The sequence below is a fragment of the Stenotrophomonas maltophilia group sp. Smal13 genome, from assembly GCF_030236855.1.
GTDB classification, from domain to species: Bacteria; Pseudomonadota; Gammaproteobacteria; order Xanthomonadales; family Xanthomonadaceae; genus Stenotrophomonas; species Stenotrophomonas maltophilia_A.
Window position 1 is genome coordinate 88,593 of the sequence record NZ_JASJSQ010000006.1, and the last position, 12,926, is coordinate 101,518.

The 12,926-nt window shown below is 63.6% G+C and carries 11 protein-coding genes; 10 read left to right on the forward strand and 1 reads right to left on the reverse strand.

What is annotated here, in order from left to right:
• Positions 1-286: 286 nt before the first annotated feature.
• The 8 genes from QRO95_RS03940 to QRO95_RS03975 all read left to right on the forward strand — a co-directional run bounded on the left by QRO95_RS03940 (position 287) and on the right by QRO95_RS03975 (position 8,411).
• Complete coding sequence (locus QRO95_RS03940) at positions 287-817, forward strand: fimbrial protein (RefSeq protein ID WP_285301717.1); 531 nt, start codon at positions 287-289, stop codon at positions 815-817.
• Between the two features lie 67 nt (positions 818-884).
• On the forward strand, positions 885-1,631 hold the full coding sequence (locus tag QRO95_RS03945) for a molecular chaperone (RefSeq protein ID WP_285301718.1): 747 nt from the start codon (positions 885-887) through the stop codon (positions 1,629-1,631).
• Between the two features lie 81 nt (positions 1,632-1,712).
• Entirely contained in the window at positions 1,713-4,289 is a 2,577-nt protein-coding gene (locus tag QRO95_RS03950; protein ID WP_285301719.1) for a fimbria/pilus outer membrane usher protein, read from the forward strand.
• A gap of 23 nt (positions 4,290-4,312) precedes the next feature.
• On the forward strand, positions 4,313-5,326 hold the full coding sequence (locus tag QRO95_RS03955; RefSeq protein ID WP_285301721.1) for a fimbrial protein: 1,014 nt from the start codon (positions 4,313-4,315) through the stop codon (positions 5,324-5,326).
• A gap of 95 nt (positions 5,327-5,421) precedes the next feature.
• Positions 5,422-6,192, forward strand: a complete 771-nt coding sequence (locus QRO95_RS03960; RefSeq protein ID WP_285301722.1) for a molecular chaperone — start codon at positions 5,422-5,424, stop codon at positions 6,190-6,192.
• Positions 6,193-6,286: 94 nt separating this feature from the next.
• On the forward strand, positions 6,287-7,303 hold the full coding sequence (locus tag QRO95_RS03965) for a fimbrial protein (RefSeq protein ID WP_285301723.1): 1,017 nt from the start codon (positions 6,287-6,289) through the stop codon (positions 7,301-7,303).
• Between the two features lie 189 nt (positions 7,304-7,492).
• Positions 7,493-7,795, forward strand: coding sequence for a hypothetical protein (locus QRO95_RS03970; RefSeq protein ID WP_285301724.1), 303 nt, complete (start codon positions 7,493-7,495; stop codon positions 7,793-7,795).
• Between the two features lie 250 nt (positions 7,796-8,045).
• Positions 8,046-8,411, forward strand: a complete 366-nt coding sequence (locus QRO95_RS03975; RefSeq protein ID WP_121503371.1) for a hypothetical protein — start codon at positions 8,046-8,048, stop codon at positions 8,409-8,411.
• A 128-nt stretch (positions 8,412-8,539) separates the two neighbouring features.
• On the opposite strand, the gene QRO95_RS03980 is transcribed toward QRO95_RS03975, so the two are convergent.
• Entirely contained in the window at positions 8,540-10,735 is a 2,196-nt protein-coding gene (locus QRO95_RS03980) for a TonB-dependent siderophore receptor (protein ID WP_285301725.1), read from the reverse strand.
• Between the two features lie 239 nt (positions 10,736-10,974).
• On the opposite strand from QRO95_RS03980, the gene QRO95_RS03985 reads away from it, so the two are divergent.
• Together QRO95_RS03985 and QRO95_RS03990 are read left to right on the forward strand one after the other, a co-directional pair.
• Positions 10,975-11,559: a TetR/AcrR family transcriptional regulator gene (locus QRO95_RS03985; RefSeq protein WP_285301726.1), complete on the forward strand. Its 585-nt coding sequence runs from the start codon at positions 10,975-10,977 to the stop codon at positions 11,557-11,559.
• 53 nt (positions 11,560-11,612) lie between these two features.
• Positions 11,613-12,725 carry a DNA glycosylase AlkZ-like family protein gene (locus QRO95_RS03990; protein ID WP_285301727.1) on the forward strand — a complete coding sequence of 371 codons (1,113 nt, stop codon included), beginning with the start codon at positions 11,613-11,615 and terminating at the stop codon, positions 12,723-12,725.
• The last annotated feature ends 201 nt before the right edge of the window (positions 12,726-12,926 follow it).

Consider the following 12,926-nt stretch of genomic DNA (forward strand, 5'->3'; position numbering starts at 1 on the left):
CCTGAGCACCAGGGCGTCGTTCGCTTGTCTCCCCGTCAATGCGCGTGGCCTGCAGAGCGAGAGGATGCGCCAGGCCCGGCCTCCAGAGAACTTCACCTGGGCGCCCGCTGGGCGTTCTGAACCAAATTCCGTGATCCGGCAGGTATCGCCACTTTTAGTCGTTGTCCTATGCCTGCCGGATGACGGTCTCCGTAGCATTTCCTCTTGAAGGGAATGCCCTTCGCTCAAGCCCATCAACGCGCGGCTTGAACGCAAACAACCAACCTTAAACAGGAATTTCAACAACATGAACAAGCTTGCAATTGCTCTGTCCGCCGCGCTGTCGCTGGGCGCTGCTGCTTCGGCCTCGGCACAGGATGCCACCATCAGCTTCACCGGCAACATCACCGCCGCCGGCTGTACTGTCGCCGTCGAGGGTGATGGTGCCACGGGTACCTCCGTCGCGATGCGTCAGCTGTCTCTGGCAGCGCTGGAACGTGCTGATCCCGGCCTGCGCACCTTCTCTGTCGTTCTGGGCGACGGCACGCCGACCGGCTGCCCGGGCACAAAGGCTGAGCTTGACCTGGTGACGGACAACGTCAACCCGGTCACGGGTGCCCTGATCAATACGGCCTCCGGTGCCGATGCAGCACAGGGTGTCGAGATCGAGCTTCAGGACAAGGATGGCAATCCGCATAACCTGAGCACGGTCGTTCTCTCGGCGGATCGCGATGCCGACAAGTTCACCTATGAATTCCGCGCCATCTACAAGGTCACCGGCACGCCGAAGGAAGGCAATTTCACCTCCGCGTTGCCGTTCACCATCAGCCAGCTCTGATGCCTTTCGTCGCCGGGGCCATATGGCCCCGGCGCATCCGACGCGAGACCGATCCGGGAGTACTGAAATGACCATCATGCAATCCACTGCCGTGCGCGCATGCCTGGCACTCACTGCTGTCTCAATCTCAATGGGCGCATCAGCTGGGATCCGGACCGAAGCCACCCGCGTGATCTACAAGGAGGGCATGCCCGAAGCCACTCTGCGCGCAGAGAACCTCAACAAGGTTCCGGTGATCCTGCAGTCATGGGTGGACACGCTGGACGAGAAGGCAACTCCGGCAACCACGAAAGCGCCGGTGATGGTGTTGCCGCCGGTTGCACGGGTGGATACCGGGAAGAGCCAGGTTCTGCGCATGAAGTTGACGGCTGTGGATCTGCCGAGCGACCGCGAGAGTGCGTACTGGTTGAATATCATGGAAGTTCCCTCGGGCAGTGCCGAGGAAAATTCAGCCACCGTGCATCTGGTATTGCGTAACCGGTTGAAGATCTTTTATCGGCCGAAGTCGCTGAATGCAACTGCCGCAATCAAGGCGCCCGATCAGGTGCAGTGGAGCGTAGTTGCCCAGCATGGTGCATGGGCGTTGCAGGCGAAGAATGACAGTCCTTATCACGTCAGCATGGTTGACGCCAGTCTGGTTGAAGGCAAGAGAGAGACGGCAGTTCGCGACATGGACATGTTGCGGCCCTACAGCCATGCGACGTTCAAGCTTCCCGGCGTTGCCCGCATGCCGACCGGGGCAACGCTGAAAATCAAGTACGTCAACGATTTCGGCGGCGTGATCAGCAAAACGGTCCCGCTGCAGACCCCTTAAGCCTTACTCACTGCACGACATTCCTCACCTCGGCGGCTCGCTGTCGATCGGATGCGTGCGTCCCGTTGCCAGGAATTCGCCATGAATCGATATTCTACGACCAATGCGCCAAAGCCTTGCCGTCTGGCGTGTGCAGTGCTCGGCGCACTGCTGCCGGCTGCAGGATTGGCTGCGCCAAACGTGGAGTTCAATGCTGACTTCCTGTTTGGGGGTAGTGCAATCGATATCTCCCGCTTTGAGCGCGGCGGTGCACTGCCGGGTCGCTACATCGTTGACGTACAGGTCAATGGCAGCGTTGTCGGCCGCCGCGAGATTTCGGTCGTCGAAGACGATCAGGGGATTGGGCAGATCTGCCTCGACTCTGGCCTGTTCGAGCTGATGGGTGTTGATGCTGATCGGCTTCAAGACGCCATCGGCCAAATCGATATGGCTGGAAGCTATCTTCCTTTGCCGGAAGCCGGTAGCTGTGCGCCGATTGGAAACTACATCCCCAAGGCCATGGCCTCGCTCGATACGGGCGAGCAGCTGCTCGACATTACTGTGCCTCAGGCGTACCTGGCCCGCACCTCCAGGGGCTGGGTCGATCCTGCATCCTGGGACCAGGGCGTGACGGCAGGCACGCTGAGCTATAGCGTGAATCACAGTCGCCAGCAGGAGCGGGGAAACGAACGCGTCAATACCAGCGCAACGCTGGACGCCGGTCTGAACGTAGGTGCTTGGCGTCTGCGTCATAGCGGCTACTTGAACAATGACCAGCAGCAGGGAACCACCTACTCAGCCAGCCGCAGCTACATGCAGCGCGACCTCCAGGCTATGGGTTCCCAGCTGACGTTGGGGGATGCCGCGACCAACGGCGATATGTTCGATGCCGTCAGCTTCCGTGGCGTCAACATCAGCACTGATCCGCGCATGTTGCCTGATTCGGCGCGCCAGTACGCGCCAATCGTGCGCGGCGTGGCCCAAACCAATGCGCGCGTGGTGATTCGCCAGCGTGGCTACGTGGTGCATGAGAGCACCGTCGCGCCTGGCCCCTTCGAGATCGATGATCTGGACGGGGCGGGCAGCAGTGGCGACCTGGAAGTGGAGGTCACCGAAACCGACGGCCGTGTGGAGCGATTCACCCTGCCGTTCACCGCTATGCCGCAGCTTCTGCGCCAAGGGCAGCGCCGCTTCAGTGTCACGGTGGGCCAGCTGCGTGACCCGTCCACTGGGCAAGCCGGCTTCGTTGAAGCGACGCTGCGCAGCGGCCTGGGCAATCAGTTCACCGGCTACGCCGGCCTGACGGCCGCGAACGACTATCGCGCTGCAGTGGTTGGCGGAGCATTCAATACCCGTTTTGGCTCCTTCTCTGGTGATATCACGCTCAGTGACGCTTGGTTGCCGAAAGGCACCATCGAAGCGGCCGAGCGCCGAACGGGACAGTCCTATCGCGTTGCCTATAGCAAGAGCCTGTTCTCGTCCAATACCAACATCACGATGGCGGCGTACCGCTATTCGACCGATGAGTTCCTGTCACTTTCCGATGCCGCGCGCCTGCACGAGCAACGCAGCAAGGGGGGCGATGCGTTCACCCCTGCTCGCCAGCGCAGCCGCCTGGACCTGACCGTCAGCCAGCGCTTCGGTGACAGCGGCGGCAGCCTGTACGTCAATGGCAGCACTGCGAACTATTGGGAGGCAGGCAAGCGCCAGACCAGCTTCTCGCTGGGCTACGGAAATCGCATTGGACGCGCCACCTACAACATTACGGCCCGTCGCACACTGGAGACATCCCTGTTCAGTTCAGGTCCTGCTCGCCAGACCAATAGCGTGAACCTCAGCCTCAGCATGCCCTTAGGCGTGGCCCCCTCGGCGCCGCGGGCGACGGCGAATCTGGGCCATGACAGTGCTGGGCGCAGCAATCGCCGGCTGGGCGTGAATGGTGGACTGGGTAGTGATTCGCAGGGCAATTACAACGCATCCCTGAGTGATCAGGGGGGGCGTCGCAGCTTCAATGCCGGTGTGAACTATCAGTTCCCGGTAACGAATGTGAGTGCAAGCTACGGGCAGTCGCAGGGCAGCCGACAGCTCGCCATTTCGGCCAGTGGCGGTCTGGTGGCACACGCTGGTGGCATTACCCTGGCGCAGTCGTTGGGCGAGACGATTGGTATTGTCCATGTGCCGGGTGCGCCGAGTGCGGGTGTCGGCAACATGGAGCAGATCAAGACAGACGGTCGTGGCTACGCGATTGCCCCCTATCTGAGTGCGTATCGTCGAAACGAGATTGATATCGATCCCACCGGCTTGCCGCTGGATGTTGAACTCAGCAGTGGCTCGGTCTCGGCAGTGCCGACCGCAGGTGCTGTGGTGAAGATGGTGCTGCCCACCGCAATCGGTCGCAACGCGCTGATCGAGGCACTGATGGACGATGGCACGCCGCTGCCGTTCGGTGCCGATGTGTTCAATGAGGCCGGCGATGTGGTGGGCGTGGTCGGCCAGGGCAGCCGCCTGTGGGTCCGAGGCCTGGAGGAGCAAGGCGTGCTGAGCGTGCGCAATGGCGCTGATCAGCAGTGTGAAATTCCCTATGACCTGCGTACTGGGCAGGCGGACGAACTGCGCATCAGCGCCTGCGTGATGGCGCCACAGCTTGCAGCGCTACCGGAACTCAATGATCCGTCCTGACGGATACAGCAAGGAAATCAACAATGAATAGCAAGAGAAGCTCCCGGGCCCGCGGTCACCTGTTGATGCTGCTTGGTCTTGCGGTACTCGGCGCCAGCGGAGACGCGGCGGCACGCTGTGACAAATATTCCAACGCCTCGCATAGCACGGGCGATGCAACACTGACCGCGAATGGCATAGCCGTTGATCGGTTTATTGGCCCCTGGCAAGTGGGCACAAGCGACTACACAGGCGGCTGCAGCGCGAGCTTTGGCGGCCCAACCATGACGCTGACCGCCAACGCGAAGGAGGTTGGGGTCTACCGCGTATCCGCGAAGGAGATCTACAGCATCTACGACAGCGGCGTTCCCGGGATCGGCTATATCGTCGGGTTCCGCGGCGAGTTGAGGGGTGGCGGCTATCAGGCGGTACGCAACGGTATGCCCGTAGAAGATAGAAATCCGGATAGAGAGGAAATTGCTTATACCGAAATGAGGGAGCGGTACATCAAGATCGGGGCGACGACTGCGGGGACTTACACCACCACGCCCCTGCTGCTGGGCACCCTGCATGTCAACGATGGCACAAGCGTCTCGTACGATGCGACCGTCACCATTGAATCAGCAACCCTCGAGATCGTGCACCGTCCCGTGTGCTATCCGCAGCCCAAGAAGGTCAGTATGGGCAGCACACCGCTGACCGACTTCAGTGGCCAGTACAGCGGCGGGCGCAAGCGCGGGTTCCTGATCGAGATCGAGTGCGACGAGAAGGTTGGGGAAATCGATTATTACCTGGAGGGGACCGTGGACAGTCCCGCCGTGGACGTTAAACGGGGCATCGTAGATGTTTCCGGCGGTGCCACGGGCGTCGGATTGCAGATGATGGAGAACGACAGCGTGATCCCTCTGGAAACAACACGCCACTTTGGCAGCAATTGGACCGGCGGGCGCGTCAGTCGGCACTTCTATGCACGGTACGTGCAGACTGCGGCCAAGGTGGAGGACGTGGTTCCGGGCACCGCGAATGCAGCGATCCGCATCGGCATGGATTACCCGTGAGGACGGCGGGGCACTTCTTCCATTGGGCAGCACGGACGATCACAGCAGTCTGTGGCAGACTGTGGCGGGTAGGTGCAGACAGGACGGGCTGTGTCATGGGCGGGATGAGCTACGGGCGGCGGGTCTCCCCGGCTATCGGCAGGATGCTGGCCGTTGCCACGGCAATGCTGGTGGCACTGGTTGCGCCCGCAGGGGCGCAGGTGGCGGTAGAGGGGACACGGGTCGTCTTCCCGGCCGCCAGTGACGAGGTGACCGTATCGGTACGCAACGGCAGCGATGCCCCCGCACTCGTCCAGGCCTGGATTGGCGACGATGACCGCAGGCAGGCCCCAGAGGTGTCGAAGGCCCCCTTCGTGCTGGCACCGCCCTTGTTGCGCCTGGATGCCGGGAAGGACCAGAAGTTGCGCGTGCGGCTGGTGCGCAAGGAGGCCCCGCAGGATGATCGCGAACACCTTTACTGGCTGAACCTCGTGGCGGTTCCACCGCAGGCCACCGCAGCGGCGGACGAGAACATTCTGCAGGTGGCAACACGCAGCCGCTTCAAGCTGCTGTTCCGGCCTGCAGGCGTGGGGCCTGCGCTTCCGCCCAGGTTTGCTGAGAGCATGGGTTATGCCCTGCGCCGCGGCACGTCGGGGAATGAGCTGGTGATCAGCAACCCCACGCCGTATCACTTCAATATCGGCCGGATCGTGCTGACCCAGAGCGGCGTCGAGCACCGGTTGGACAATCCCTATGTCTCCCCATTCTCCGAGCGCTTGCTTGCGCTTCCGGACGTTGGCGGAGGCAGCACCATGCGCGTTGATCTTTCCTGGCTGGACGACAATGGGCAGCTGCATGCCGAGTCCAAGGTGCTCGCCCAGCCCTGATTTCACGGCGCGCCACTGTCGCTTGCCGGAGCTTTGATGGTTATCATCGAAACTGTTTGCCTGTCAGCGGAATCACTGGATCCAGGATTCGGACATGAGAGCTCCCTTCGTACGCGTGGATCACAAGTGGTTGACGGGCATGGCAGGTGCACTCTTGCTTCTTGGCATTTGCGGCCCAGCATGGGCGCGCTGTGACAAGTACGGCGACTCGACAAGCACAGTAAGTGCAGCCGCCTTGACGGTCAATGGCGTGGCCAATGGCCGGCCTGTTTCCTCCTGGCAACCCGAGTACACGGATGATCGATACATCGCAGGCTGCACAGATGGTGGCATGACCTATTTCTTTGCAACACCTTCCGAGGTGGGGACGTACACGGAAGCTGGATCCAACTACAGCGTGTACCCAACCGGCGTGGAAGGGCTGGGAATGATCATCGGCGTGCGCTCGCGGGATGACGGCGGAAACTTCCAGCCTATCTGGACCGGGCGGACGACGCAGATATACTTCCGCCAGCAATGGATGTTCCCGCAGGTGCGCGTGCGGTTCATCCGCACGGGGGAGATCGCGGCAGGGACACATGAGACGGTTCCGTTCGAGTTTGCCAGCACCCTCTACAGTGACTCTACGACAGTAAAGGCAACGGTGAAGTATTCCTTGGCAGGCGCAACGATCACTGCGGAGCATCGGCCGTTGTGCCGACCGGCGCCAGTGCCAGTACGAATGGGCAGTGTGCCCGTGACGGATTTCAAGGGGCAGTTCAGCGGAGGGCGGGAGCGACCCTTCCAGATTTTTCTGGATTGTGAAGCTGGGGTAGGGGATGTGAACTTCTACCTGGAGCCTACAGATACGAGCCCCGCAGTGGATGTGGCGCGCGGCATCGTTGCGGTCTCGGGCGGTGCGGTAGGTGTCGGCGTGCAGGTGCTCGATGGTGAGAGTGGAATCTCACCCGTTGCGCTTGAGAAGGTGTATCCCTTTGGCGCCTCGACAGGACCCGGCCGCATCGGCCGCAAGTTCCGTGCCCGCTATGTGCAGACGGTCGCCTCGGAGAAGGATATCCAGCCCGGGACGGCTGACGCGTCAATCCGCATCGTGATGGACTATCCGCCCTGATGTCCAGGGCATGCCTGCTGGGCGGCTGGAACGTTCTGGGAGCCTGGCCACGCCTTCGCAGCAGGCTCCTGCCCCATAATCGGTAAACACAACGTACTCTCCGCACCGGCGATCTCGACCGCACTGGCAGCGCCCAGGCTGTAACCGGAACCTTGCCGTGGCGGTTGAAGCGCATTCAACGCTGGGCAGATGGGCGTGCTCGAACACTGCAACGTAACCCGCTACGGCATGCGCGGCGCGGTGCTTGGCATCCTGCCGCTGAACGATTGCTTCGAATTTCTGGGCTTGTCGCCGTTGGCGCGCTTTGGCCTCCGGTCTGGACGCATCTGCGAACGTCGGGTGGCCCGGCCCGTGGGAAAGCTGAAGCGGTTGGATGCTGAAAACAAGGCGTATTCGCGGCTTCGGCAGTGTGCGACAATGCCGCCCGCTGTAAAGATGTCTCCGTCTGGACCCCGCGCTGGCTTTGCTTCTGCCGCGCAGTTGTGTACATGATGGATCGCCGCCGAAAAAGGGCGGCCGGGCCTGGAAACCCGTAGTGACTGTAGCAATACGCTTGCCAGCCGGCGTCGCCTTGTGCGGCGCCGGCTGGCAATCCGTCTGCGCCTTATGGCGGGGCGGTGCGTGGGGGTGCGTGCAAACGTACCCGCCGGCAATGACTACAGTCCTCCGGTTTCCAGCCATGTGCCGTCCCGCCGCCTTTGTTAAGGCGGGTGGCTCCCCATGTCTTGCACGGAGACCTGCCATGAACGCATCGGATATTCCCCCTCTGCGCGCCCAGTACGCCCCGGCCAATGCCGACGAGGGCGAGGTGGCAAAGCCCGATCCCAACACCCTGATCACCCTGTTGCACCAGATTGGCCGCGGCGCAGCGGCCGACGGCCAGCCCTGGCCGGAACGCCATCAACTGCCGGGCCGCTGCCTGGCGCTGGCCGACGCCGATGGGGCGTTGGCCGGGCTGCGCATCGTGAACGAGATCCTGCTGGCCGCCGAGCGCGCCCGGCAGAATGGCGGCCCGGAACACTACGTGGGCGACCGGGTAATGGAAGGGTTGAAGCTGGCCGCGTTGGCGTTGACCAACCAGGCCATTTATCGCCTGCATCCGGAATGAAGGATGGCGGAGGCCGGTAGATCCACGCCATGCGTGGATGCTTTCGGCGGGTCACCATGGCATCAGCCAGGCATGGCCTGGCTCTACTGATGCATTTCCAGTAGATCCATGCCATGCGTGGATGCCTTTCAGAAATCCATCGTGGCCGACAACAACACCGTCCTCGGTGCACCCAGTGCCAGGCTGGAAAGCAACGGCATGCCCCAGTACGCCTTGTTGGTCACGTTGTTCACGCTGGCGCGCAGGGCAAGCGGTCGCCCCGCCATCGTGGTGCTGTAACGCGCACCCACATCGAACAACGTGCGCCCCGGCACCGACAGGCGATTGTCGGCACTGATGTACTGCTTCGACATCGCCGTGGCATTGCCGGTCAGGGTCAAACCCTCCAGCGCCGGCACATCCCATTCCACGCCCAGCTTGGCCTGGCGTTGCGCAACGGCGGTAGCAATGCGGCCTTCATTCACACCACCCGCCGTACGGGTCAGCTTCGGCTGCACGTAGGCCACGCCGCCCAGCAGGCGCACGCCGTCCAGGGGCGCGCCGAAGAAGCCCCATTCCACGCCACGGTTACGCTGTTCGCCACCGAACGAGAAGATATTCGTGACCGGGTCGGTGTAGCTGCTCGGGCGCTTGATCTCGTACACGCTGAAGGTATGCGCGAAGCTGCCGAGGTCCAGTTTCAGGCCCAGCTCCTTCTGCTTGGTGCGGAACGGTGCAAACACATCGCCGGCATTGGCCGCGGTCATCGGCGCGGTGGCGCCCTGGCTGAGGCCTTCGATGTAGTTGGTGTAGACCGAAAGCTTATCTGTGGCCTTCACCAGCAGGGCGGCGGCCGGGGTGGTGGCGCTCTCGTCGTAGCGCGAGGTGCGCGCACCCGTGGCCACATTGAAGGTCTCGCTGACCACCTGCTGGCGACGCACGCCCAGTGTCAGCTGCACGCGGTCATCGGCGAAGGACAGGGTATCGGCGAAGCCGAGGCTGTCCAGCCGCAGTTCGGTGTGCGAGATATGCGGCGCGATGAACGGCGCGGCCGGGCCCCACACCGGGTTGTACAGGTTGGTGGTCCAGTCCCAGCCCGGCACGCTGCGGCGGCCGTAGTCGTTCTGGGTGTGCTGGTAGTGGGTCACGTTTGCGGCCCATTGGTGGCCGACGCTGCCGGTACGGAAGCTGCCGCGCAGGCCAGCGTCACCGGACTGCTTCTTGATGTCGAACGCCAGCTGGCCGATCACGGTAGTGAAGTCACCTGCCGGGTTGAGTATCTGCGCGCTGATCGAGCCGTTGTAGCGGTAGTCGGTCTTGCTGGTGCCGTAGGCCAGGTAGGCCATCAGGTGCTCGTTGATGTCCAGCTCGCCACGCAGCATCGCGCCCTTGTCCTGGCTGTCCACGTAGGCCCAGTCCGGGTTGATCAGGGTGTCGCCACGCGGCGGTCGCGGAATCGCCACGCCCGGTGCCAGGCCGACACCACGGGCCGGGCCGTCGACGCGGTCGTCGGCGCTGTACAGATCGGCGGACAGGCGGGCGCGTTCGCCGCGCCAGTCCAGCGCCAGCGAACCCAACTGGACCTTCTTGCTCTGCTTGCCCACTGCACCGTCGCCATCACGGTAAGCGCCGTTGAAGCGGATGCCGAACTGCTTGTCGGCGCCCAGACGGCGGCCCACATCGACGTGGGTGCCGAATTGCGCGTCGGAAGCGAAGTTGGCGCTGATCCGCAGCAACGGCTGCTCACCGGCGCGCTTGGGCACCAGGTTGACGCTGCCACCAACCGAGCCGCCCGGCGGCATGCCGTTGAGCAGCGCGGACGGGCCCTTCAACACCTCGATGCGCTCGAACATTTCCGGCGAGGTGCGGTAGTACGGCGCCATGCCACTGAGCCCATTGAAGGTGGTGTCGCTGGTGCTGGAGGAGAAGCCGCGGATGGCGTAGTTCTCGCTCCACGAACCGGTCACGCCGTTACTGAACACCGTGGGGTCGGTAGCGGCGATGACGTCGGTGAGGTCCTTGGCCTGGCGGTCGCGGATGAAGGCTTCGGTGTAGCTGACCGTGCTGAACGGCGTGTCCATGAAGTCCTTGTCGCCGAGCAGGCCAACCCGGCTACCGGAAGCCACCTGGCCGCCGGCATAGTCGCCGGTCACACGGCGCTGTTCCTGCACCTGCACCGAGGGCAGGGTGGACGGCGCGGAGTCGGCCAGCGCGGCAAACGAGGCCAGCAGCCCCAGTGCCAGGGCCGACACCCGGTAGTGCCGAGCCATCAGCGGATGCATCTGCACGCGGCTCGCGGCGGCCGCTGCGGGCTGCAGGGGAGAGGAAAGGTGGTACACGGTCATGCCAGGTTCCTGTGAATCGCAGGTGCGAACGCGCCTGGCGCGCTGCCGACGGCAAGCACGGGGGAGGGCGCAGCGCAGGGTTGTCGGCTGGGTGGGGACCTGGCGGGAAGTGAGCCATGGGCTCGATTGCGGACGGCGGCGGGGTTGCGAACCACACGCATTTCGAATTAGTTGAGTAAATTAAACTAAACCATATGAAGCGGACAAGAGGGTCCCTTTGCTGGCACCCTCGCTACGGTATGAACATGCACCCTGAAACCCCGGCGTCGGCCCGCGGCCGTCCGCCCACCATCACCCCCGATCGCCTGGCCGACATCGGCATCAAACTGGGTCTGCCGAACCTGACCATGGCCAACGTGGCCGCCGAACTGGCGGTGACCCAGGCCGCGCTCTACAAGCGCGTGGCCAATCTGGAGGCCTTGAAGCGGCTGGTGGCCGATACGGTGTTCCAGCGCTGGCAGATTCCGCGCGCCTCGGCCGATGCGCCGGGTGGGCTGCAGGCCTACCTGCTGGCGTTCGTGGAATCGCTGTGCGAGGTGGTGAAAGCGCACCCCGGGCTGCCGCCGTACCTGCTGCGGCGGTCGGTGGCGACCACGCCGATGCTGGAGAAGATCGCCTCGCACCAGGCCCATGTGGCCGAGGTGTTCGGCCTGCCGCTGGACAAGGCGCGTTGGTTGCTGGCCACGGTCGCGTTCTACTGCATTGCCGGTGCGGATACGGTGTATGGGATTGCGGACGACGAAGAAGGCCAGGTGATCACCGAGTTCAAGCAGGGCATGCGTGCGCTGGTGATCGGTTCGTTGGAGGTGTTGGAACTTCGGTAGAACCACGCCATGCGTGGATGCCGTTGCACGGTTCGCCGCGACCCCATCCATGCATGGCCTGGATCTACAATGCGGCCATGCCTGCCACGCCCACCCTCGATGATCTGCGCCGCCATGCGGTGGCGCGCACGCTGTTCAAACCCACCACGCTGCTGACCGCGATCCGGCGCCTGGGCTTCGTGCAGGCTGACCCGATCCGCGCACCGGCACGCGCACAGGACCTGACCCTGCGCCATCGGGTGAAGGACTACCGTGCCGGTGATCTGGAGCGGCGTTATGCGCGCCTGCCGGTGGAGGAAGATTGCCTGGTGAACTACGGCTTCCTGCCGCGCGAATATCTGGCGCTGATGCATCCGCGCGTGTCCAAGCGCGCGTGGGACACCGAGACCCAGCGGCGTGCAGCGGATGTGCTGGCCTTCGTGCGCGAGCGCGGCAGCGTGCATCCGCGCGAGGTTGACCAGGCGTTCGCGCATGGCCGGGTGACCAACTACTGGGGTGGCACCAGCAATGCCAGCACGCACCTGCTGGATGGCATGCACTACCGCGGCCTGCTGCGCGTGCAACGGCGCGACAGCGGCACCCGCATCTATGCCGTAGCCGACCACGCGGAAGCTGATGCCAGCGAGCAGGCACAGATTGAACGTGCCGCCGCCCTGATTGATCTGGTGGTACGCAAGTACGCGCCGCTGCCGTCGGCCAGCCTGACTTATCTGGTGCGCCTGCTGGGCTATGGCGCACCGCATCTGGCCGAACAGACCCGGCAGGCGTTGATGCTGGCCAAGCAACAGCTGGCCAGCTGCACGCTGGACGGCACCACTTGGTACTGGCCGGCCGACGAGAACCCGCGCTCGCGCCGGCATGCGCCGGACGAACATGTGCGGCTGCTGGCCCCGTTCGACCCGGTGGTGTGGGACCGCCGCCGCTTCGAGCTGCTGTGGGGCTGGGTCTACAAGTTCGAGGCCTACACGCCTGCGCCGAAGCGCCAATACGGCTACTACGCACTGCCGGTGCTGTGGCATGACCAGGTGGTGGGCTGGGCCAATCTCAGTGTGCGCGACGGTGAACTGGCGTCCAGCGTGGGCTACGCCGGCAAGTCGCTGGCCCGCGACAAGGTGTTTCGTGGCGCGCTTGAAGACGAACTGCAGCGCATGGCGGAGTTCCTGTAGCGCCCAGCGGCGCATGGGTGCCTATCGCTCCCGGTGCCCACCAAGGTGGGCATCTACCAAAGCAACGCCGCGCAGGCCCGGTAGTCGCCAACCTTGGTTGGCGGTGGCTTCCATCGGTGCCCACCAAGGTGGGCAGCTACCAAAGCAACGCCGCTCAGGCCCGGTAGTCGCCAACCTTGGTTGGCGCCGCGATGCATCGGT